The following is a 21,353-nucleotide window of genomic DNA, read 5'->3' as shown; positions in this document are numbered from 1 at the left end:
CAAGCCGACCCAGGACGCCTTCCAGGCAAGGAGGGGCCGACCGCAAATGTGAGCCGTATCTTAACTTACAGAAGTCACATTTGCGCCAGGGGTCACACTGCCGACCGACCCAACGGGGCGGGCCGCATCACCGCAGCGGCAGCCCGCCGCGCCCCGGCGATCAGCCGGTCTGGAGGGGTTTGAAGGGGGAATCCAGCACCACCGGGTCCACCGGCGCATCCGACTGACCGGCGGCCGCGATGCATTCGGGGGTCTTGGCCGCAGCAACCTGGTGCTCGCGCCGGCGGGAGCGCTCCGACATGAAGAACTCGACCGGAATGCGCAGCTGGGTGGCGATGGGGCGACCATCGACCTCTTCCGGCACATACCGCATCGCCGCCACCCACGCTTCCAGCATGGCCTTGAACTCCTTCACGGAGCCGCGCGTGGCCTTCATCGACTGCAGGGTGACCAGACCATCCTCCCCGATGAGCAGGTGGAGGTCGATATCGGCCTGCGATCCGGCGCGGGCCGCTGCCGGCGGGTAAGGCAGCCGCGGCAATCGCAGGGCATCGTTCGCATAGCCCGGTCCGTTGCCCTGGTAGTCCATACCGATGTGCAGGCTGCCATCGGGCCTGGGAATCGCGCAGGCCTGCAGCCGGACGTGGGTGATGCCGGGCTTGGCCACCCCGTCGACGCGCGCCGGTTCGAAGCGCCATTGCGCCACGCGCCGCTCGATCGCCTCGCGGACCGGCACGGGCAGCCGGCTGCTGGCCTGCACGCCGCGCGGAACCCCTTCGGCATCCAGTTCGACCCGCGCGGTCGCGGGAAACAGGACGGGATCGTTCTTGTCTGCCGCACAGACCGGTCCGGTGCACAGCAGCAGAATCCACAGCGTCCAAGCTTTCATCGAGCATCTCCAGGCATCACGGCGCACGTCCTCAGCCGGTCGTGATCGGCTTGAAGGGGGAGTCGAGTACGACGGGGCGGTTCGGATCGGCACCCTCGCCGGCCGCCGCCTGGCACTGCGCCGACTGCCGGTCTTTTTCAAGTCGCTCCTTTGCCGCCTGCCGCAGGTTGCCGCCACCCAGCTCGAAGTCCACCAGCATCGACATCTGCGTCGCGATGGGCGTGGCATCCACCACCTCGGGCACATAACGCATCGCGCCTACCCACTCGCGCAGCGTCTTCTCAAACGGCTTCACCTTGCCGGACGTCGGCTCGATGCGCTCGATCGAGGCGCGACCATCCGGACCGATGCGCATGAACACATTGAAGCTGCCTTCCTGTCCGTTGCGCGCCGCACCCACGGGATATAGCGGTGGCGCCACCAGGGTCGCGCCGCCGGCAAGGCCCGGCCCGTTGGAGCGATAGTCCATCGCCAGCGTCATGCCGCCGTCGGGTGCGGGCATGGCACAGGCGTCCAGGAACACGTGCGTCACACCCGGCTTGGCGACACCCCCGACGGTCGCCGGCTCGAAGCGCCACTGCATCACGCGCTGCTCGACCGCCGCGCGCACGGCAGGCGAGAGCCTCTCGTTCGCCTGCACCTGCTGCGGCACGCCTTGCGCATCCAGCACCACCCGCGCACTGGCGTAAAACCTGATCGGCTCGTCCGCCTTGTCCCCCGCCACGGCGCCGAACGCCACGGACAACAACCCCATCCCCACAAGTCGCTTCATGCCGCCTGCTCCCCGTTGTCGACCGGGGGAGCATACCGCCATCCTTCCTCACCTCACAGGCAGCGGATCGTCCTTGTAGATCGCCACGTGCGGCACGCCGTCGGCGCCGATCCAGCCGCGGTACATGCCTTCGGTATTGAACGGGAACGCCATGCTGCCGTCGGCGCCGAGGGCGATGGCACCGCCGTCGCCGCCGACCCTGGGGATGTCGCGGTTGATCACGCTGTCGGCGGCGCGCGCGATGCCCTGCCCCGACAGGCGCACGCGCGCGCAGATCTCGTGCGCGGCGGCGGCGCGGATGTAGTACTCGCCCCAGCCGGTGCCGGACACCGCGCAGCGGTCGTCGGCCCAGGTGCCCGCGCCGATGATGGGTGCGTCGCCGACGCGGCCGTAGCGCTTGTTGGTCATGCCTCCGGTCGAGGTGCCCGCGGCCAGCGCCCCCTTCGTATCGAGCGCCAGCGCGCCGACCGTGCCGAAGTACGCCTTGCCCGGCAGGTCCAGCGGCGTGTTGTTCGCCTGCGCCCGCTTCTCTTCCTGCAGCGCCTTCTGCAGCTGCTGCCAGCGCTTCTCGGTGCGGAAGTACGACGGGTCCACGAGCGCAACGCCCTGTTCCTTCGCGAACGCCTCCGCGCCGCCGCCGACCATCATCACGTGGCGCGACTTCTCCATCACTGCGCGCGCCAGCGTGATCGGGTTCCTGACCCGGTGCACGCCGGCCACGGCGCCGGCCTTGCCGGTCGTGCCGTCCATGATCGAAGCGTCGAGTTCGTTCCTGCCGTCGTGGGTGAATACCGCACCGCGACCGGCGTTGAACGACGGCGCGTCTTCCAGCACGGTGATCGCGGCGGTCACGGCATCCAGCGCCGGCTTGCCGGCGGCGAGCTGCGCATGGCCGGCACGCAGCGCGGCTTCCAGCGCCTTGCGCGCCGCGTCTTCTTCGGCCGGCGTCATGTCGGCGCGTTCGACGCCCGCACCGCCATGGATCACCAGCAGCGGCGAATCCAGCGCCACCAGCACCCCGTCTCGCACCGCATAACGGCGCTCGGCCGCGGGCTTCTCGACCCGGCCGCTGGGCAGGTGCAGCACTGATTCGGCGCCGGCGATCACGGTATCCACGCGCTCGAGGTGCATCGGCTCGTCTTCCACCTGCGCCTGCACGAAGCCGCCCTTCACCACCGTCGCACCGGCGCCAGGCGCGGTCGCGTAGACACGCGCGCGGCCATCGGCTTCCACGGCGACGGCGGCGTCTTCATCCACCCCCAGGCCGATCAGCGGACGACGTGCCATCGACTCCGCCTTGGCGACGAAGGCGATCAGGCGACCCAGCCGGTTGCGTTCGCTGAAGTGCGTATCGGTGATCACGCCCTTGAGCAGCGGCAGCCTGAGGAAATCCGTTTCGATGGTGTTGTCCGGACCGAGCGGGTCGGCCAGCGCGCGCGGGCTGATCTGGCTGCCGCCGTCCATCGCGCCGTACAGGTATTCGCCCTGCATCGCCAGGCCGGCGCTGGTGCCGCCGAGCGGCTTGCCCGCCGCGACATGCGCATCGAGCGCCGCGCCGACCGGCGTGCCGCGCCAGTAGCGCACGTAGCGCGACTGGTCGCCGCCGGCCAGGAAGATGCCGTCGGCGCGCTTCAGGCTGCGCAGCACCGCAGGATCGCTTGCACTTTCGCGGTCGCTGAACACCCAGGTCTCGACCGACACGATGCCGCCGACCTCGTTGAAGAATTCCTCGCCGATCTCGCCGGCCTGCGACGCGCGCAGCACCACGATGTGGCCGTTGCCCGCCTTCTTCATGAACCAGCGCAACGCGTCGAAGTTGCGGTCGCCCCCGCCCATCAGCAGCAGGCCGGGCTGCACCGGTCCGGGCGTCTTCGCCGCCGTGTCGCCGAGTACGTAGTGCGCGGGTCTGGCGGCGAACGCCGGCAATGACAACGCGAGCGCCACCACGCAGACCGCGCCGCGCCGCAACAGGCCGAAGACAGACACCATGCCGTACTCCCAGGGTCGAGGGTCGCGGCAGGATGCCACGCACCGATGCATGGTGGAGACGAAGGGGCGGCCCGCTTCCCCCATGCGGATCGGCGCGTCGCTTGGGATAGAGTGCGGCCATGCCCACCGAACTCGACGACTGGTTCGTCCGCGAAGTCCTCGTCCACGAACGCGCGCTGGCGCTGTTCCTGCAGCGCGCGTGGCCGCACCGGGACGAGTGGCACGACCTGCGCCAGGAGGTCTACGCACGCGTATACGAAGCGGCGTCGCGCACGCGCCCGGACACGCCCAAGGCGTTCCTGTTCGCCACCGCGCGCCACCTGATGACCGACCGCCTGCGCCGCAGCCGGGTGGTGTCGATCGAACCAGTGGGTGATTTCGAGTCCTCGAACGTCTACCTGATCGACGAGGTGTCGCCCGAGCGGTGGACCGGGACCCGCCAGGCGCTCAAGCGCGTGGTCGAGGCCCTGGACCGGCTCCCCGACCGTTGCCGCGAGGTGGTGTGGCTGCGGCGCGTGGAGGAACTGCCGCAGAAGGACGTCGCCTGCCGACTGGGCATCAGCGAGAAGACCGTGGAAAAGCATTTGGCCAAAGGGATGCGCCTGATCGCCGACCACCTGTACGGCGGCGACGCCGTGCCTGCGCTGGACGGGCGAGGTGCCCGGCCCGTCATGGACGAGGACGAGGCGCATGGCCGACAGCAGACAGATTGAAGCACGGGCCGCCGACTGGCTGGCCCGCCGCGATGCGGACGACTGGACCGCGCAGGAGCAGCAGGCACTCGATGCCTGGCTGGCCGAATCCGCGCGGCACAAGGTCGCCTTCCTGCGCCTGCAGTCCGCGTGGGCGGAAGCCGGCCGGTTGCAGGCGCTCGGCGCGGGCGTGCCGACCGGCGCGCTGCCGGCGCGCCGCATGCCGATGGCCGGGACAGAGGACCTGCCTGCCGACGTACGACCGGACCTTCGCGGCATCACCTTCGCGCCGCGCGAGCGCGGCAGCCACCGCCGCCGTCGCTGGCCGCAGGGCCTGGCGGCGACGCTCGCGCTGCTGGCGCTCGGCTCGCTGGCATGGGGCGGCTGGCAACTGACCGGCCGCGAGCAGGCGGTGTATGCCAGCACGGTCGGCCAGATCCAGACGGTGACCCTGCCCGACGGCTCCACGGCCACGTTGAGCAGCGACAGCCATCTGGAGGTGCGCATCAGTCGTGGCGAGCGGCATGTGGCGCTGACGCGGGGCGAAGCCTTCTTCGATGTCGCCCACGACCCGCGTCGCCCGTTCGTGGTGGAAACCGAAGGCCGTCGCGTGCAGGCGGTCGGCACGCGCTTCTCCGTGCGCCGCGATCCGGACGCGATCCGCGTGGTGGTCACCGAGGGCAAGGTGCGGCTGGAGAGCCGCACGGCTACCGATGGTCGCGCACAGCCGGTGTCGCTGCTGCCCGCCGGCAGCGTGGCGACGGCCGGCCGCAACGGCGTGCTGGTGCGTTCGCTGCCGGTGGCGGAAGCGGAACGGTACCTGGAATGGCGCGACGGCTTCCTCACCTTCGACGATACCTCGCTGGCCGCGGCTGCCGCCGAGTTCAACCGCTTCAACACCCGCAAGCTGGAGCTGGGCGACGACGCCGTCGCCGACCTGCGGGTAGGCGGCAACTTCCGCTGGTCCAACGCCGAGGGCTTCGCCCACCTGCTGGAACAGGGATTCCCGGTGCGCGCCGAGCGGCACGCGGACCGCATCGTCCTGCATACACGCTAGGCCGCGCACGCCACGACGAAGGTCATGGGGGGATTTGTGCGGTTCGTTCGTCCTGATAGCCGACAGGCGCCATTCCGAGCGCCCCCGGGGAGAAGTCGATGCGGTATCCAGTGCGCGTCCTGCTGTTGAGCATGGCCTGTAGTGCGGCGCTGGCCGCGCAGGCCCAGGCGGCCCCGGGCCGCATCGACCTGCCTGCGGGCGAACTGACCACGGCGCTCAACACGCTGGCCAAGCAGTCCGGCACGCAGCTGGTCTACCGCGCCGACCAGTTGAAGGGCCGCCGCACCAGCGGCGTGCAGGGCGCAACGTCCACCGACCAGGCACTGGACCGCCTGCTGCAGGGCAGCGGCTTCCAGGCCCGGCGCGATGCGTCCGGCGCCGTACTGATCGTGCAGGCCGACGCCGCTCCCCGTCGCGCACCGGCGCCGCGTCCCGCGCCCCAGGAGGCGCCTCCCGGCGGCGGTGCCGCGCAGGCCGAAGAGCCCGTGACGCAGATGGAGACGCTGCAGGTCACCGGTTCACGCATCAAGCGCGCGGAGATCGAGGGCCCGGCACCGATCACCGTGGTGACGGCGGAGCAGATCCAGGCCGCCGGCCTGACCTCGGTTCCCGACGTGCTGCGCTCGCTGAGCCAGAACAGCGGCAGCGTCTACGGCCAGCAGAACACCACCAACGCCCAGTCCACGCCGGGTGCGCAGGCGGTGGACCTGCGCGGGCTGGGACCGAACCACACGCTGGTGCTGATCAACGGCCGCCGCATCGCCGACTTCCCGCTGCCGCTCAACGGCCGCAGCAACTTCACCGACATCGGCAACATTCCGCTCGGCATGATCGACCGCATCGAAGTGCTGACCGGCAGCGCCTCGGCGGTCTACGGATCGGACGCGATGGCGGGCGTGATCAACTTCATCCTGAAGAAGTCCACCGACGGCACGATCCTCGACTACCGCTACGGCGACACCGAGCGCGGCGGCGGCGAATCGCACAAGCTGACCCTGACCACCGGCTTCGAGCGCGGCGACTTCAGCGGCATCGTCGGCGTGGAGCTGCTGGACAAGCGCCCGCTGTGGGGGTTCGAGCGCCGCAACCAGGACTCCACGTTCGACGCGCCCACCGACGAACGCCGCCTGCCGCGCATGACCGCCCAGCTCTACGACTGGGACAACGACCTCAACGTCGCGCCGACCGACGACTGCGTCGGCATGGCCGGCCTGAACGAGGGCACCACCGTGCTGGCGGAGGACCCCGATTACGGCACCTATTGCGGCAGCGATCGCGCCATCGCCTACCGCACCATCCAGAACGAACGACGCGGCATCACGGCGTATGGCGCCTTCGAGTTCCGCATCAACGACACACTGTCGTGGTTCGCCGACGTGCAGGCGGGCCACCAGACCGTCAAGCTGCTCACCGGCACCAACGGCAATCTCGCCGCCAGCGACCACATGGGCTGGGAGTTCCACGACCCGGCGTCGACCAACAACTACCGCAACAAGGTCTTCTACAACGCCGCCACCGAGCGCTACGAAATCTGGTCGCGCCAGTTCACGCCGGAGGAGACCGGCGGCCTGCGCAACCGCATGAACACCACCACCCAGAAGACGCTGGCGGTGACCACCGGCTTCACCGGCGGCTTCGGCGATGGCTGGAACTGGGAAGCGGCCTACAACCATTCCCAGTACAAGGCCGACGTGGAGATGCCCCGTATCCGTGCGGCAGCGGCCAACGAACTTTTCCTCGGCCCGCTGCTCGGCTACGACGACGACGGCTACGCCATCTACGACGCCGACCCGGCGCGCCTGTTCCGTCCACTGACGACCGCCGAGTTCGCTTCGATCGGCGCGATGTCCACCTGGCACCCCGAGGCGAAGAACGACAACGTCAGCGTCACCCTGGACAACGCCAGCCTGTTCTCGCTGCCGGCCGGCGATGCGGGATTCGCCGCCGCGATCGAATACGGCCGCCAGTCCTACCGCATCAATCCCGATCCGCTGGCGCTGACCGAGGACGCGTACTACGGCCCGCGCTACGGCAACGGCAGCGGCGACCGCAACCGCTGGGGCGCTGCCGCCGAGCTGCGCCTGCCGGTAGCCTCCACGCTCGAAGCCAGCCTGGCCGGCCGCTACGACCGCTACCGCTACGGCGACAAGAACCCCGGCAAGTTCACCTACAGCGCGGGCCTGGAATGGCGTCCGGTCGATACGCTGCTGGTGCGCGGCTCGTACGGCACCGGCTTCCGCGCCCCGGACATGCACTACCTGTTCGCCGGCGACGACTACTACCGCACGCGCTTCGCGACCGACTACTACCAGTGCCGTACCGAAGAGCCCGGTTTCAGCAACGACGAATGCTACGACGACGGCAGCTGGGACGGTGCGACGTTCGACGTCTACAACGGCAACATGGACCTGGACGTGGAGACCAGCCGGTCGGCCTCCGTGGGCTTCGTGTGGTCGCCCAGCCCCCACCTCGACCTGGCCGTGGACTACTACCGGATCCGGGTGATGAACCAGGTCCAGACCCAGGACCGCGAACTGCTGCGCATCGCCGAAGCCGACTGCCGCCTCGGCGTCACCGACAGCGGCGCCAGCGTCGACATCGGCTCGCCGACCTGCGTGGACGCGCTGGCGCGCGTGGTGCGCGACGCCGACGGCTTCATCACCAGCGTGCGCTTCAGCCCGATCAACATCGCCAACGAGGAAACCTCGGGCATCGACCTGACCGCCAATTACCGGCTGCAGACCGAGCGTGCCGGCGACTTCCGCTTCACCGGCAGCTACACGTGGGCCGACGAGCACACGCGGCAGCAGTATCCCGGCGACCCGGAAGAGGACATGCTGGACGTCAGCTTCAGCGCCACCACGCTGCCGCGGCACAAGGGCAACCTGGGCATGAGCTGGGACCGCGATGCCTGGGGCGCCAGCCTGTTCGGCAATTACCTGGGCAAGGTCGCCAACTACGCCAACGACGCATGGACCGGTGCCACCTGGCGCTTCAATGCCGGCGCGCGTTACGACGTCACCGACCACCTGCGACTGTCGCTGACCGTCAACAATCTGCTGGACAAGATGCCGCCGCGCGACGCGACGTGGTCCAACTATCCGTACTACGACACGTCCTGGTTCGACTCCATGGGCCGCAGCTACTACCTGCAGGTCACCTGGAAGCTGGGGGGCGAGAAGCTGTAAGTTCCGCAACGCACTTGATCGCAAGAAGGCCCGCCGAAAGGCGGGCCTTCTCGTTTACGGCGCATCGTTGGGAAATGCGGGATCGACCTCCGATTCAGACCGGTAGATCCATCGGTCGCCGCTGCGCTTATAGAGCGCCTCGAACCGCCGCATCGCGTCGCCGGCGCACCGCATGTCCAAGATCATGTAAACAGCGTCGGAGTCGCCCTCACCCGGCCCCGCATCGACCAGCACGCAACCGGGATGCCTTGCCTGCGCTTCGCGCTCCATCTTATCCGCACCGGGCGTATGCGCACCGCAAGCCGCCAGACATGGCAGCAGGCACAGGATGCGCCAACGGGCGATACGCATCACACCGTCCCGCGATTCTTCCCCTGCCAAGGCTGATACCACTCACGGATCGCGCGCATGTCGGTGTCCATGTCGCCGGTCGGGTAGTACACGTCGCCGATGCCGATGATCTTCTCCGGATAGTGGAAGTACGCCATCAGGATGGGCACCTGCGCCTGGTGGGCGATCTTCAGGAAACCGCCCTTCCACCTGTCCACGCGCTTGCGCGTGCCTTCCGGCGTCAGCGCGAACCACATCTTCTCGGACTGCCGCAGCATGCGCACGGCCTGCTCCACCGTGCCCTGCGGCGAACTGCGGTCCACCGGCACCACGCCCAGCTTGCGCAGCAGCGGCGACAGCGGCCACCAGAACAGCTGCGCCTTGCCCAGCACGCGCACCTGAAAGCCCATCGCGATCTTCGCCGCCATGCCCCAGATACCGTCCCAGTTGGACGAATGCGGCGCCACGATCATCACCAGCTTGGGCAGGTCCGGCAGCGTGCCGACGATCTTCCAGCCGAACATGCGCAGGAACGTGCGGCCCATCCAGCGGGTGAAGCGGTTGGGCGGCACCTGCGGCATGTTCGGCGGGATGCGCGGGACGATGTCGTGGCTCAAGCGGTTACTCCCATTGGTTCTTCTGCGACCGCCCGCGCTTGACCTCGCTGCGTCCGCGCTTGGCGTCCAGCCGGCGCGCCTTGGCCGCGCGCGATGGCTTGGTGGCGATGCGTTTCTTCGGCACCACCAGCGCCGCGGCGATCAGCGCGGCCAGGCGCTCGCGCGCGTCCTGGCGGTTGCGGTCCTGGGTACGGAAGCGCTGCGCGTCGATCACCAGCACGCCGTCGTCGGTCAGGCGGCGGTCGCGCCTGGTCAGCAGACGCTCGCGCAGCGGCTCCGGCAGCGACGGCGAACCCGCCACGTCGAAGCGCAGCTCCACCGCCGTGGCCACCTTGTTGACGTTCTGGCCGCCCGCGCCGCTCGCGCGCACGAAGCGCTCGACCAGTTCGTCGTCCGGAATCGCCAGCGTCGGCGTGATCTCGAGTGCGGGGCTCCCCATGCCGCGGATTGTAGTCAGGATGGGCGACGGTTCGTAGCGTAGCGCTGCAGGATGGGCGCCAGTTAACGTCTGATTTACTCCCCGGCAGGCACCCTGTGCCCCCGCTCCACGCCACCCGCACTGCATGATTGCCTCTTCGCTGACCGCAGCCCGCCGGCTTTCCCGCCTTCTCCTCGTCATCGTCGCGCTGGCCTGCGCCGGCACCGCCTTCGCGGCCGAACCGTCCGATGCCGACATCGACCGCCTGCTGAAGGCGTCGCGCGCCGAGAGCCTGCTGGCAGGCATGATCCCGCAGATGGAGGCCGTGCAGCAGCAGGAGTTCGACAAGCATTTCGCCGGCCAGGAAATGACCGAGGAACAGAAGGCCGAAGTCGCCCGCATCCAGGCCAAGACCCAGGAGATCATCCGCAAGGCGTTGTCGTGGGAACAGATGCGGCCGGTCTACCTGGAGGTCTACAAGAAGACCTACAGCCGCGAGGACGTGCGCGCGATCAGCAAGTTCTACGAAAGCGCCGCCGGCCAGCGCATGCTCGACAAGAATCCGGCCCTGATGCAGAACATCATGAGCGCCGTGCAGCAGAAGATGGTGCCGATGCTGGAAGAGCTGCAGGCCGAGATCCGGAACATCCCGGTCACCCCGCCCCCGCCCGTCTCACCGCCGCAGAAGCGTCGCCGTACGCGCTGACGCCGGACCCGGGATCCTCGGCTGTGGGAGCGAAGCAAGTCGCGATGATCTACCGGTAAAGCTTCATCGCGACTTACGTCGCTCCCACAACACCCCAAACGGATGGATCCCGGGTCGTGCGCATGGCGCACGCTACAGGACCAGCTTTTCCCTCGGCGGCAGCCGCCAGTCGATGGGCGCCTTGCCGCGCTGGACGAGGTACTGGTTGGTCGCACTGAAATGCCCGCAGCCCAGGAAGCCGCGATGCGCCGACAGCGGCGACGGATGCGGCGCACGCAGCACACGGTGGCGCCGCGTGTCGATCACCTTGCCCTTGGCCTGTGCGTAGCTGCCCCACAACAGGAACACCAGATCCTCGCGTTCGCGCGCCAGCGTTTCGATGGCATGGTCGGTGAACCCTTCCCAGCCCTTGCCCTGGTGCGCGCCCGCACGGCCCTCCTCGACCGTCAGCACGGCATTGAGCAGCAGCACGCCCTGCCGCGCCCACGGCAGCAGGCAGCCGTGGTCCGGCGGCGCGATGCCGAGGTCGGCGTTGATTTCCTTGTAGATGTTGAGCAGCGACGGCGGCACCGGCACGCCGGGCAGCACGGAGAAACACAGGCCGTGCGCCTGGCCCGGGCCGTGGTACGGATCCTGCCCCAGGATCACGACTTTCACCTCGTCGAACGGGGTGGCATCGAACGCGGCGAAGATCTGCGGCCCCGGCGGGTAGATGCGCGCACCGGCCGCCTTGCGCTGGCGCAGGAACGCCGACAGCTCGCGCATGTCCGGCCGCTGCAGCCAGTCGCCGACATGCGCCTTCCACGAAGGCTCGAGCTTGATGCGGTCCTCGTCGGTCATGGGTGCGGCGTGCGGCTCAGACCAGGCTGCGCGATTCGTCCATGCGCGCCAAGCGCAGCTGGAACAGCACCTTGGTCACCAGCAGCCGCTCGGCGATCGGCTTGAGCACCAGGTCGTTGGCGCCGGCCTGCAGCAGTTCGGCCTGGTTGTCGCGGTTGCTGTCGCCGGTCATCACCAGGATCGGCAGGCGTCGCTTGCCGTAGGCGAAATCCACCCGGATGCGCTGCACGATGTCGCGCCCGCTCAGTTCGCCCTTCAGGATCACGTCCGTCAGCACCAGGTCGAACTTGTGCGTGGACAGGCCCAGCGATTCGGCGGTGAGCAGCGCGAACGCATCCTCCGCGCGCAGCACGTGCACCACGTTGAGCGACTGCCGCTCCAGCATGCGCTTGGTGGTTTCGGCCACGACGCGGCTGTCCTCGATATAGAGGATGGTGGCGCCGGTCACCGGCTCGGGCTGCACGTAGCCGCGGATGAAGGTCGCCAGGGCCTCGTGGCCCAGCGCCTTGTCGAAATAGTCGGTGACGTATTCGGTGAAGCGGCGCTCTTCCAGGTGCTGTTGCGCGTCGCCGGACACCACGATGACCGGTACGTAGGCCTGGCCCGCCGCCTCGCGCACGCTGCGCGCGATCTCCATGCCGTCGCCGTCGGGCAGTGCCAGCGCGGTGGTGACCAGATGCACCTCGCCGGCCGCCAGCGCCTCGCGCGCTTCGGCGATGCTGGCGCAGCCGATCACCTGCACGCCGGGCAGATCGCGCTGCAGCACATCGGCGATCAGCTTGCGCACCAGCTTGGACCCGTCCACCACCATCACGCGGGGCGCGTCGCTGATCAGATGCCGGAGCTCTTGGGCCATGAAGATGCGCAGGGGGTCAGGTGGCGGTCGGGCGAGTCTGACGCAAGAAGTGGCCGGTCACCAGCCATGCGCCCAGCCAGCCGATCGCCGTAGCCGCCACGACGACGACCGTCGCACCGGCCGGATCCAGCCCGGCCAGCACGAACGGACTGCCATAGCTGCGCGCCAGCGCCGCCAGCGGCTCCTGCAGCGCCAGCGCCGCCAGCGTCAGCAGCCCCAGCGCCAGCGCGCCCGCCGCCAGGCCGTACCACGCACCCAGATAGACGAACGGACGGCGGATGAAGCCATCGCTGGCGCCGAGCAACTGCAGCACGCCGATTTCCTCGCGCCGCGACTGGATGTCCAGCCGCACGGTATTGCCGACCACCAGCAGCGCACCGAGTCCGAACAGCGCGGCGAGCACCCAGACCAGGCGCTTGCCGAAGCCCATCCAGCCGGCGAGCCGCTCGCGCCAGGCTGCATCGTGCTGCAGCAGGTCGGTCTCCGGCAGCGCCTCGAGCGCCGCCACCAGGCGTGCATCGTCGCCTTCGGGGACCACCACCAGCAATGCGGGCAGCGGATTGCCGTCCAGCAGGTCCAGCGACCCGGCCAGGCCACTGCGCTCGCGGAATTCCGCCAGGCCCTGTTCGGGCGTGCGCAGTTCGACGCGGGCGACATCGTCGCGGCCGCGCAGCGACTCGGCCAGCGCCTGCGCACGCGCTACCGGGGTGTCCGGCGTGAGGAACAGGTCGATCTCGCGCGACTGCTGCACATCGCCGGCGAAATGGCCGACGTTCTGCAGCGCCAGCCACAGGCCCAGCGGCAGCACGAACGCGACCGCCATCACGCCGATCGTCAGCAGCGTGGCCCAGGGGCGGCGCACGGTGCGACCCAGGCTGGACACGAAACTGTAGAGATGCTGGTCCAGCCAGATGCCGAACCCGGAGCGCGCCTGCGCGCGGCTGTTCTTCGCGTCGCTCATTCGGCCAGGTCCGCCGGCGAGATGTCGTCGACCAGCCTGCCGTGGTCGAGGATCAGCACGCGCTTCTTCATGCGCTTGAGCAGCGACAGGTCGTGGCTGACCACCAGCACGCTGGTGCCGCGCTCGGGCATGGACGCGAACAGCGACATTATCTCCGCCGCCAGCGTGGGATCGAGGTTGCCGGTGGGCTCGTCGGCCACCAGCAGGCGCGGCTCGGCGACGATGGCGCGCGCGATGCCGACGCGCTGCTGTTCACCGGCGGACAGTTGCGTGGGCAGCGCCTTCTCGCGATGGCCCAACCCCAGGCGCGCCAGCACTTCGCGCACGCGCTTGCCGATGTCGTTGCGACGGTCGCCGCGCAGGATCAGCGGCAGCGAGACGTTTTCCATCACCGTGCGGTCGGTCAGCAGGCGATGGTCCTGATAGACCGCGCCCACCTCGCGACGATGCAGCGGGATGCGACCGCCGCGCACCTTCAGCAGATTCCTGCCGCCGAACACCACCGCGCCGCGGCTGGGCCGCTCGCTCAGGTGGATCAGCTTCAGCAGCGTGCTCTTGCCGGCACCGGAATGCCCGGTGACGAACAGCATCTCGCCCTCGGCCACCTCGAAGCTGACGTCCTCCAGCGCCGCGTGGCCGCCGGGGTACTGCTTGCTGACGTTTTCGAATCGGAGGACGCTCATGTGCGTCGATTATGCCGGAGCGCGCGAGACGCGGTCATGCTCGCCGCAAAGAAAAAGCCGGGACATGCCCGGCTTCTTCGCGGAGGCATGGCAGCCCGGATCAGCCGCCCGACACCAGCGAGCGGATCTTGCGACCCAGTCGGGTCAGGAAGCCCGTATTGTCGTCGGCCGGCGTCGGCGCGGGTGCCGGCTTGGCGGCGGCCGGTGCCGCATTCGCGATCGCCGCCTCCGCGCCTTCGATCGGCTTGCCGTGGCGACGGCGACGACGCTTGCGCGGCGGCTTGCGTTCGCCTTCCGGCAACGCGACCGCGTCGGCACGGACTTCTTCGTTCGTCGGGCGCGTTACCTGCGGCCTGGCCGCTTCGCCTTCCGGACGCGGCGCGCGCGGCGGACGCGGCTTGCCGTCGGCCGAACGCGGGCCTTCGCGACGACCGCCCTCGCGGCGGCCAGCACCCTCGCGGCGACCCGCGCCGCCGGAGCCACCCGGCTTGCGACCACCGCCACGACGCTCCTCGTCGGCGGCCTTCTGCTCGCGCGCTTCGCGGAAGATCTGGCTGACGCTCTCCTCTTCGCCGTCGCCCTCGCCGGCGGCCGGCTTGGGACGCTCAGGACGCGGCAGCGCCGTCAGCAGTTCGGCAGTGACCGGCTCGGACGGGATCTTCTGCTCGATGTAGGCCTCGATGTCCGGCAGCGACATCGCATAGCGCTCGCAGGCGAAGCTGATCGCGTCGCCCTCGGCGCCCAGGCGCGCGGTACGGCCGATGCGGTGCACGTAGTCCTCGGCATCGAACGGCAGGTCGAAGTTGAACACGTGCGACACGCCGTCGATGTGCAGGCCACGCGCGGCCACGTCGGTCGCCACCAGCAGTTCCAGCTGGCCGGCCTGGAACTTCTTCAGCAAGGACTCGCGCTTCTTCTGCGGCACATCGCCGGACAGCACGCCCACGCGGTAGCCGGCCCGCTCCAGCGCGCGCGCCACGCGCTCGACGAACGCCTTGGTGTTGACGAACACCATCGTGCGCGCGCCTTCGCTGCGCGACAGCAGGCCGATCAGCAGCGGGATCTTCTCTTCGTCGGCCGGGTAGTACAGCTTCTGCCGCACCTTGGCCGCGGTGATGAACTCGGTCTCGACGACGAGCTTCTCCGGCTCGTTCATGTGTTCGTACGCCAGTTCCAGCACGCGGTGCGACAGCGTGGCCGAGAACAGCAGCGTCTGCCGCGTGGTGCGCTCGGGCATGCGGCGCAGCAGGAAGCGGATGTCCTTGATGAAGCCGAGGTCGAACATGCGGTCGGCTTCGTCCAGCACGCACATCTCGCAGGCGTGCAGGCTGACCACCTTGTGCTGCTTGACGTAGTCGATCAGGCGGCCCGGCGTGGCGATGATGACGTCCACGCCCTGCTGCAGCAGTTCACGCTGCTTGTCGTAGTCCACGCCGCCGTACACCAGCGCGAAGCGCAGGCCGAGGTCGGCGCCGAACTTCACCGCGTCCTTGTGGATCTGGATGGCCAGTTCGCGGGTCGGCGCCAGGATCAGCGCGCGCGGATCCTCCGGCTTGCGGTCGGCCAGCGCCGGGCGGGTCAACAGGCGGTTCATCACCGCGACCAGGAAGGCCAGCGTCTTGCCGGTGCCGGTCTGCGCCTGGCCGGCGACGTCGCCGCCCTTCAGGGCCACCGGCAGCGTCATCGCCTGGATCGGCGTGCAACGGGAGAAACCTGCGCCTTCCAGGCCGGCGAGCAGCGCCGGATGCAGGTCGAACGAGGAGAACGTGATATCGGTTAACGGTTTGTCGCTCATGCCTTCTTCTTTGCGTCGCTGTGTTCCGCGCGCGTCTCGTATGAATGCGGTGGGTGTGCTTGCAACGGCCTGACCGGCGTCGCACACTGCGCCCCCTGTGCCGGGTTGCGCGACCACCTGGAAACCCTTGATAAAGGTCGCGGAACGCCCCAGTTTACCCCAATCGTGGTGGCCGTCCCGGCCCGAACCCGTCCGCGCCCGTCCGCGGACCCCGCAGGAGATCCCCGTGAGCGACAAAGTGACCCACGTCGGCGATGCCGATTTCGACGCTGCCGTACTGCAGTCCGGCGAGCCGGTGCTGGTGGACTTCTGGGCCGAATGGTGCGGCCCGTGCAAGATGATTTCGCCGGTCCTGGACGAACTGGCCGAGACCTACGGCGGCAAGCTGAAGGTCGCCAAGGTGAACGTGGACGAGAACCGCGCCACCGCCATCAAGTACCACGTGCGTTCCATCCCGATGCTGCTGCTGTTCAAGGACGGCCAGATCCAGGCCACCCAGATCGGCGCCGTCGGCAAGGGCCAGCTGACCCAGATGATCGACAAGGCCCTGGGGACCCAGGCCGCCTGATCCGCCCGCTGCGCGCCGCCGAGGCGGGCGCGCAGCCTGAATCCGCTTGAACCGCGGCAGGCCGGCAGCTTGCCGCTACCCCGGAGCCGGTGATAGTGTCGGCTCCGAAATCCGGCGCAGGGGATGCGCCGCACCCATCTGAATACCCACTCTTCACTTCACCCCGCCGCCGCAACGCCGGCGCTCGCCACCTAGCGAGGATTCGCAACTTGTCCGACAGCAGCAACGAAACCGGCGCTCCCGCCGAGAAGCGCGTGCGCAAGCCCCGCGCCCCCAAGACGCCCACCGCCGACACCGCCGCAGCGCCGGCCGAGCGTGCGCCCGAGATGGCGCCGCAGCTCCCGCTGCCGCCCGTCTCGGCCGAACGCGCCCCGGCCCAGTCCGCGCCTTCCGCTCCCCCCGCGCCGTCCCACGAGGGCGGTGGCGAATCCTCCCCGGCCCCGCAGGGACAGGGCGGCCAACAGGACGGCGGCGACCGCGGCAACGACCAGCGCGACGGCAACCGCTTCAACAACAACCGCCGCGACCGCTTCCGCAACCGCCGCGAGCGCAACCGCGACCGCCAGGGCAACGACGGCATGCCGCAGGACGGCAACGGCGGCGGCCAGGAGCAGTTCGTGCCGCGCGCGATGCCGAACGTGCCGGAGGGCTTCCCCCAGTATTCGCTGGGCGACCTCAAGCGCATGCCCGCGCCCAGGCTGCTGGACATCGCTGAGCAGCTGAACATCCAGGAAGGCGTGGCCCGCGCGCGCAAGCAGGACGTGATCTTCGCGCTGCTGAAGGTGCTGACCCGCCACGGTGAGGGCGTCGCCGCCGACGGCGTGCTGGAAATCCTGCCGGACGGCTTCGGCTTCCTGCGCGCGGCCGAGGCCAGCTACCTGGCCGGTCCGGACGATGTCTACATCAGCCCCAGCCAGATCCGCCGCTTCAACCTGCGCACCGGCGACCACCTGGCCGGCCGCATCCGCTGGCCGAAGGACGGCGAGCGCTACTTCGCGCTGTCGACCATCGACACCATCAACGGCGAGCCGCTGGAAGCGTCGAAGAACAAGGTGCTGTTCGAGAACCTGACGCCGCTGTTCCCGCGCCGTCGTTTCACCCTGGAGCGCGGCAACGGGTCGTCGGAAGACATCGCCGGCCGCATCCTCGACCTGATGGCGCCGCAGGGCAAGGGCCAGCGCGCGCTGATCGTGTCGCCGCCCAAGGCGGGCAAGACGATCATGATGCAGCAGATCGCCACCGCCATCACGACCAACCACCCGGACGTGCACCTGATCGTGCTGCTGGTGGACGAGCGTCCGGAAGAAGTGACCGAAATGCAGCGCACCGTGCGCGGCGAAGTGGTCAGCTCGACGTTCGACGAACCCGCCGCGCGCCACGTGCAGGTCGCCGAAATGGTGATCGAGCGCGCCAAGCGCCTGGTCGAGCACAAGAAGGACGTGGTGATCATGCTGGACTCGATCACCCGCCTGGCCCGCGCCTACAACAACGTCGTGCCCAGCTCCGGCAAGGTGCTGACCGGCGGCGTGGACGCCAACGCCCTGCACCGCCCGAAGCGCTTCTTCGGCGCCGCGCGCAACGTCGAGGAAGGCGGCTCGCTGACCATCATCGCCACCGCGCTGGTCGAGACCGGCAGCAAGATGGACGAGGTGATCTACGAAGAGTTCAAGGGCACCGGCAACAGCGAAGTGCACCTCAACCGCCGCATCACCGAGAAGCGCGTCTACCCGGCCATCGACATCAACCGTTCGGGCACGCGCCGCGAGGACCTGCTGATCGAGCCGGAGCTGCTGCAGAAGATCTGGATCCTGCGCAAGCTGCTGCATCCGATGGACGAGATCGCGGCGATGGAGTTCCTGCTGGACAAGATGAAGAACACCAAGTCCAACGACGAGTTCTTCAGCTCGATGAAGCGCTGATCCGCAAGCGGAACAGTAAAGAACGCCCCGCATCGCGGGGCGTTTTGCTTTCCGGGGATATGCCGGGCGCGGTCACGAACCGCTGCCGAGCGGCGTCAGCAGGCGGAGCTCCCCTTCCGTCAGCGCGTAGGTTTCGCCACCCACCAGCGTCTCGGGCGATTGCTTCGCCAGCTCCTGGTCGACCCAGTCGGCGGTCTGCCGCGGGCCGGGCACATAGGCCACCCACTTGCCGTACTGGAAGGTGTCCAGGTCGAGCAGATAGTCCACGGTCGTGCGCACGGTCCAGTAGTCGGCCGAGGCCAGCGGACCCTGCGTCGGCGGCGTGAACGTCCAGCGCCGTGCCGCGCTCACCGCCGACTGCGCGAACCCGTCGCGCACCTTCTGCATCACGTTCTCGGTGGCCAGCGAACGCAGGTTGACCTGCTCGGCGAACGCCTCCTGCACTTTGCCGTCGCGACCCACCCGCAACAGCAGGAAGACACTGCCGGAGGCGCCGGCCCGTGCGAGCGATACGGGATAGCGCGGCGGCGGCATGCTGTCCTTGACGACGTCGAAGCCGGCATTCCGTTCGAGCGGATGGAAGCTGACCGCCTGCAGGCGCAGTTCGTAGCCGCCGGCGTCGTCCTTCTTGGCGACCGCCAGCAGGCGCATGCGGTTGCGCACGCCCACGGCGCTGCCGTCGACGGTGACCGGCTCGAAGGCCCAGGTGGGCACCTGCGCCTGCACGAAGGACACCACGCCCGCCGGCAGCTGTTCCGGCCGGTCGATGCGCAGGTCGACGACCTTTCCCGACGCGTCCACGCTGATCTCACCCTTCACCAGCATGCTCATTTCGACCTGCTTGCGCACGGCGCCCACACCGCCCGCCTGCACCCACGTCGACACCAGCAGCAACCCGAGAGCCATCCACATGCGCATTGCCTTCTCCTTGAGTCGTGTACGTCGGATATGACGGCGTTCCTGGCGGGAACACCCTTCCAGTCCTCGCTGCGTGCCTGCAGGTGCGGAGCGTGCCGGCCGCCGCATACTATCCCCACCCGGTGACGCCTGCACGGCGTGCCCGGGCCACGCCACCGGCGCCCCGGTTGACTGCGGCGATCTCCGGGCCGTGGCTCCAGCACCTCGGCGTGCGACCGATGCCCGCCTGATTGGCGGCGTCTTGATGCCGGGACCGGATGGATTTGGGCTGGCCGTACGCGACTCCCATCGGATGAGATGACGCAAGGGTGATCATCACCACGCGTGGTGGCGGATGTTCGGCAGTGCGCGAAGGACAGATCATGATGATCGACATCCGTCGATGTTCGTAGAAGAACTACACGCACGACGATGCGGCGCTTTCATGCGATGACGTGCCGATCCATCTCGTACTGACCTCACGAATACATGGCGCGATGGATGACGCGCCTGTTCGCCGGCGCAGCGGCCACGCTCGCGGTGCGCACCGCGCGCGAACTACTGTAATCGCGCTTCCACATCGATCCTCACGCCAGCGGCGTATACGATCTTCGGCTCGTGACAGCTTCTGTTGACCACGCGATCCACCGTACGATAACGACGGCGCAGACGACTGGACGCGCATGCACCGGCCCGACAAGGGATGGACGGAACCTGACAGATGGCGAAGAACGCAGCACACCGGAATTTTCCTGCCGCACGGGGGGAGCGTGTGATGCGAACACGCAACGTATCTGCAGCCGCCATCGCCGCGTGCATGATCGCCTTCGCGAGCCTGCTGGTACCCACCGACGCGTGGGCGCAGGCGTCGTCCTGCCGGCTGGAACAGCATGGCGGCGCGGGCACGTTCGACTTCGGTCCGGCCGGTGGCGGCGTCACCGCCAGCGCCACGCTGTCGAACATGACCTACGATGCCACTACCAGCGGAACGGTGACGTTCGTGGACGACGGTGGGCGTGCCTATCCCACGCCACCGTCGGCGACGCGCTGGCTGTTGACCAACTCGAACACGCTCACGCGCTTGGTCATCACCTTCTCCGTTCCGATGCCCGCACATCGGCTGGGCTTGGCGATCGAGGATCTTGGTAACGGCACCAGCACGACACTGCCTCCGTACGACCCACGGATCACTTTGGAGACGACCGGCGGAGCCGCGCCGTCGGATTTCGTCGGGCATGCGTTGGGAACCGCCACGCGCGCGCTCTACAACCCCGCGACCGGACAGGTCAGCATGGCCCCGCGCGACCTCGCCGCGCCCGCCACGCTCAGGCAGTCCGTCTTCCTCCGCGGCGACAGCACGGCGCTGGTCAGTTCGGTGTCGCTGACGGCCACGGGCATATTGAGTGGCGACTTCATCGCCATCCGCCTGGTCTCGATCCCCTCGTGCGTACGCATCGCCAAGGTCACCACCGTCGGTACCGGGAGCTTCGGCTTCACCACCGGCGGCTTGTCGACCTGGCCCGGCGCCACGCCTGGCACCGTCACCGTGACGACCACGGCGATCGGCACAGCCGAAGCCTCGCCCCGCTTCTATTACCAGGCAGGCATCACCGGGGCCGGCGTGGGCACGAGCCCGGTGACGCTGAGCGAACCGGTGCCGACCGGGTGGCGGCTGACCGGCGCGCAATGCACCGACGCCAACGCCGCCCGCAACGGCAATACGGGCAGTTTCGGCACGCTGTCCGGAGGCGCGCTGACGATTCCCGGCGACCGCATGCGCTTCGAGTCGGACATCACCTGCACGTTCGCCAACGCGCGCGATGTCGACCTGTCCATCCTCAAGGCGGCCACGCCCGCGAGCGTGGAGAGCGGCGGCCTGGTGGCGTTCACCCTGACCGCCAGCAACCTGACCGCCGGCTCGTTGGTGGAAGGCGCGATCCTGCGCGACCCGCTGTCGGCAGGACTCGACTGCACCGACGCCGGCCTGCCGGCACCGGTGTGCTCGGTCAGCGGCGATGCGCAGTGCCCCGCGCCGGCGGCGCTGACCGCGGCGGCGCTCGCCTCGCCTGGCGGCGTCTCCCTGCCACGCCTCGCCGGCCGCGCCAGCGTGGCGGTCACCCTGCAGTGCCGCGTGACCGCCAGCGGCGAATGACCTGACGCGCCCGCGCGACCTTCG

The 21,353-nt window shown here is 69.0% G+C and carries 18 protein-coding genes and 2 pseudogenes; 7 read left to right on the top strand and 13 right to left on the bottom strand.

Annotated elements, in window-relative coordinates; translation table 11 throughout:
• Window positions 1-160: 160 nt before the first annotated feature.
• The 4 genes and pseudogenes from VGN58_RS01000 to VGN58_RS00985 form a co-directional block, all read right to left on the bottom strand.
• On the bottom strand, window positions 161-889 hold the full coding sequence (locus tag VGN58_RS01000) for an energy transducer TonB (RefSeq protein WP_327480752.1): 729 nt from the start codon (window positions 887-889) through the stop codon (window positions 161-163).
• 31 nt (window positions 890-920) lie between these two features.
• Window positions 921-1,661: a hypothetical protein gene (locus VGN58_RS00995; RefSeq protein ID WP_327480750.1), complete on the bottom strand. Its 741-nt coding sequence runs from the start codon at window positions 1,659-1,661 to the stop codon at window positions 921-923.
• A gap of 48 nt (window positions 1,662-1,709) precedes the next feature.
• Window positions 1,710-2,690, bottom strand: coding sequence for an isoaspartyl peptidase/L-asparaginase (locus tag VGN58_RS00990; RefSeq protein WP_327481999.1), 981 nt, complete (start codon window positions 2,688-2,690; stop codon window positions 1,710-1,712).
• Between the two features lie 204 nt (window positions 2,691-2,894).
• Window positions 2,895-3,455, bottom strand: a pseudogene (locus VGN58_RS00985) (cyanophycinase); the annotation flags it as partial.
• 314 nt (window positions 3,456-3,769) lie between these two features.
• On the opposite strand from VGN58_RS00985, the gene VGN58_RS00980 reads away from it, so the two are divergent.
• The 3 genes from VGN58_RS00980 to VGN58_RS00970 all read left to right on the top strand — a co-directional run bounded on the left by VGN58_RS00980 (window position 3,770) and on the right by VGN58_RS00970 (window position 8,587).
• On the top strand, window positions 3,770-4,363 hold the full coding sequence (locus VGN58_RS00980) for a sigma-70 family RNA polymerase sigma factor (RefSeq protein WP_327480748.1): 594 nt from the start codon (window positions 3,770-3,772) through the stop codon (window positions 4,361-4,363).
• Window positions 4,341-5,399 (top strand): FecR family protein, encoded by a 1,059-nt coding sequence (locus VGN58_RS00975; protein WP_327480746.1) that lies wholly within the window; start codon window positions 4,341-4,343, stop codon window positions 5,397-5,399. Before VGN58_RS00980 ends, VGN58_RS00975 begins: the two co-directional genes overlap by 23 nt.
• Before the next feature lie 98 nt (window positions 5,400-5,497).
• Window positions 5,498-8,587: a TonB-dependent receptor gene (locus tag VGN58_RS00970; RefSeq protein WP_327480744.1), complete on the top strand. Its 3,090-nt coding sequence runs from the start codon at window positions 5,498-5,500 to the stop codon at window positions 8,585-8,587.
• Between the two features lie 54 nt (window positions 8,588-8,641).
• Here VGN58_RS00970 and VGN58_RS00965 read toward each other — a convergent pair whose 3' ends face one another.
• From VGN58_RS00965 to arfB, 3 genes are read right to left on the bottom strand one after another with little or no spacing between them, the layout of a single operon-like run.
• Complete coding sequence (locus VGN58_RS00965; RefSeq protein ID WP_327480742.1) at window positions 8,642-8,938, bottom strand: hypothetical protein; 297 nt, start codon at window positions 8,936-8,938, stop codon at window positions 8,642-8,644.
• Complete coding sequence (locus VGN58_RS00960; protein WP_327481997.1) at window positions 8,938-9,498, bottom strand: lysophospholipid acyltransferase family protein; 561 nt, start codon at window positions 9,496-9,498, stop codon at window positions 8,938-8,940. The genes VGN58_RS00965 and VGN58_RS00960 overlap by 1 nt, the downstream gene beginning before the upstream one ends.
• Before the next feature lie 40 nt (window positions 9,499-9,538).
• Entirely contained in the window at window positions 9,539-9,973 is a 435-nt protein-coding gene (gene arfB, locus VGN58_RS00955; RefSeq protein WP_327480740.1) for an alternative ribosome rescue aminoacyl-tRNA hydrolase ArfB, read from the bottom strand.
• Between the two features lie 124 nt (window positions 9,974-10,097).
• Between arfB and VGN58_RS00950 the strand changes: the two genes are divergently transcribed.
• Window positions 10,098-10,658 carry a DUF2059 domain-containing protein gene (locus VGN58_RS00950; protein WP_327480738.1) on the top strand — a complete coding sequence of 187 codons (561 nt, stop codon included), beginning with the start codon at window positions 10,098-10,100 and terminating at the stop codon, window positions 10,656-10,658.
• A 132-nt stretch (window positions 10,659-10,790) separates the two neighbouring features.
• Here the strand turns inward: VGN58_RS00950 and ung are convergent, their stop codons facing one another.
• The 5 genes from ung to rhlB form a co-directional block, all read right to left on the bottom strand.
• Window positions 10,791-11,498, bottom strand: coding sequence for a uracil-DNA glycosylase (ung, locus tag VGN58_RS00945; protein WP_327480736.1), 708 nt, complete (start codon window positions 11,496-11,498; stop codon window positions 10,791-10,793).
• Window positions 11,499-11,514: 16 nt separating this feature from the next.
• The gene (locus tag VGN58_RS00940; RefSeq protein WP_327480734.1) at window positions 11,515-12,354 is read right to left on the bottom strand and encodes a response regulator; all 840 of its coding nucleotides are present in this window, start codon (window positions 12,352-12,354) and stop codon (window positions 11,515-11,517) included.
• 16 nt (window positions 12,355-12,370) lie between these two features.
• On the bottom strand, window positions 12,371-13,315 hold the full coding sequence (gene ftsX, locus VGN58_RS00935) for a permease-like cell division protein FtsX (protein WP_327480732.1): 945 nt from the start codon (window positions 13,313-13,315) through the stop codon (window positions 12,371-12,373).
• Window positions 13,312-13,998, bottom strand: coding sequence for a cell division ATP-binding protein FtsE (gene ftsE, locus VGN58_RS00930; RefSeq protein WP_327480730.1), 687 nt, complete (start codon window positions 13,996-13,998; stop codon window positions 13,312-13,314). The genes ftsX and ftsE overlap by 4 nt, the downstream gene beginning before the upstream one ends.
• A 100-nt stretch (window positions 13,999-14,098) precedes the next feature.
• Complete coding sequence (rhlB, locus tag VGN58_RS00925) at window positions 14,099-15,793, bottom strand: ATP-dependent RNA helicase RhlB (protein ID WP_327480728.1); 1,695 nt, start codon at window positions 15,791-15,793, stop codon at window positions 14,099-14,101.
• Between the two features lie 226 nt (window positions 15,794-16,019).
• Between rhlB and trxA the strand changes: the two genes are divergently transcribed.
• Window positions 16,020-16,361, top strand: coding sequence for a thioredoxin TrxA (trxA, locus tag VGN58_RS00920; RefSeq protein WP_055939299.1), 342 nt, complete (start codon window positions 16,020-16,022; stop codon window positions 16,359-16,361).
• Between the two features lie 512 nt (window positions 16,362-16,873).
• Window positions 16,874-18,280: pseudogene (rho, locus tag VGN58_RS00915) on the top strand (transcription termination factor Rho); the annotation flags it as partial.
• 72 nt (window positions 18,281-18,352) lie between these two features.
• On the opposite strand, the gene VGN58_RS00910 reads toward rho, so the two are convergent.
• On the bottom strand, window positions 18,353-19,198 hold the full coding sequence (locus tag VGN58_RS00910) for a protein tonB (protein ID WP_327480723.1): 846 nt from the start codon (window positions 19,196-19,198) through the stop codon (window positions 18,353-18,355).
• Window positions 19,199-19,952: 754 nt separating this feature from the next.
• On the opposite strand from VGN58_RS00910, the gene VGN58_RS00905 reads away from it, so the two are divergent.
• Entirely contained in the window at window positions 19,953-21,329 is a 1,377-nt protein-coding gene (locus tag VGN58_RS00905; protein ID WP_327480721.1) for a prealbumin-like fold domain-containing protein, read from the top strand.
• Window positions 21,330-21,353: the final 24 nt, after the last annotated feature.

This window comes from Pseudoxanthomonas sp. (genome assembly GCF_035999195.1).
Classification (GTDB): Bacteria; Pseudomonadota; Gammaproteobacteria; order Xanthomonadales; family Xanthomonadaceae; genus Pseudoxanthomonas_A.
The sequence above is the reverse complement of the archived record's forward strand: the minus strand, read 5'-3'. Positions and strand labels throughout refer to the sequence as shown.

What these genes read in the sequence shown, in the direction of transcription:
- VGN58_RS00960 (WP_327481997.1), bottom strand. Translation starts at nt 9,498, where the DNA reads ATGCCGCAGGTGCCGCCCAACCGCTTCACCCGCTGGATGGGCCGCACG.
- VGN58_RS00950 (WP_327480738.1), top strand. Translation starts at nt 10,098, where the DNA reads ATGATTGCCTCTTCGCTGACCGCAGCCCGCCGGCTTTCCCGCCTTCTC.
- VGN58_RS00970 (WP_327480744.1), top strand. Translation starts at nt 5,498, where the DNA reads ATGCGGTATCCAGTGCGCGTCCTGCTGTTGAGCATGGCCTGTAGTGCG.
- rhlB (WP_327480728.1), bottom strand. Translation starts at nt 15,793, where the DNA reads ATGAGCGACAAACCGTTAACCGATATCACGTTCTCCTCGTTCGACCTG.
- VGN58_RS00975 (WP_327480746.1), top strand. Translation starts at nt 4,341, where the DNA reads ATGGCCGACAGCAGACAGATTGAAGCACGGGCCGCCGACTGGCTGGCC.
- VGN58_RS00940 (WP_327480734.1), bottom strand. Translation starts at nt 12,354, where the DNA reads ATGGCCCAAGAGCTCCGGCATCTGATCAGCGACGCGCCCCGCGTGATG.
- VGN58_RS00910 (WP_327480723.1), bottom strand. Translation starts at nt 19,198, where the DNA reads ATGCGCATGTGGATGGCTCTCGGGTTGCTGCTGGTGTCGACGTGGGTG.
- ung (WP_327480736.1), bottom strand. Translation starts at nt 11,498, where the DNA reads ATGACCGACGAGGACCGCATCAAGCTCGAGCCTTCGTGGAAGGCGCAT.
- VGN58_RS00995 (WP_327480750.1), bottom strand. Translation starts at nt 1,661, where the DNA reads ATGAAGCGACTTGTGGGGATGGGGTTGTTGTCCGTGGCGTTCGGCGCC.
- VGN58_RS01000 (WP_327480752.1), bottom strand. Translation starts at nt 889, where the DNA reads ATGAAAGCTTGGACGCTGTGGATTCTGCTGCTGTGCACCGGACCGGTC.
- arfB (WP_327480740.1), bottom strand. Translation starts at nt 9,973, where the DNA reads ATGGGGAGCCCCGCACTCGAGATCACGCCGACGCTGGCGATTCCGGAC.
- ftsE (WP_327480730.1), bottom strand. Translation starts at nt 13,998, where the DNA reads ATGAGCGTCCTCCGATTCGAAAACGTCAGCAAGCAGTACCCCGGCGGC.
- VGN58_RS00980 (WP_327480748.1), top strand. Translation starts at nt 3,770, where the DNA reads ATGCCCACCGAACTCGACGACTGGTTCGTCCGCGAAGTCCTCGTCCAC.
- ftsX (WP_327480732.1), bottom strand. Translation starts at nt 13,315, where the DNA reads ATGAGCGACGCGAAGAACAGCCGCGCGCAGGCGCGCTCCGGGTTCGGC.
- VGN58_RS00965 (WP_327480742.1), bottom strand. Translation starts at nt 8,938, where the DNA reads ATGCGTATCGCCCGTTGGCGCATCCTGTGCCTGCTGCCATGTCTGGCG.
- VGN58_RS00905 (WP_327480721.1), top strand. Translation starts at nt 19,953, where the DNA reads ATGCGAACACGCAACGTATCTGCAGCCGCCATCGCCGCGTGCATGATC.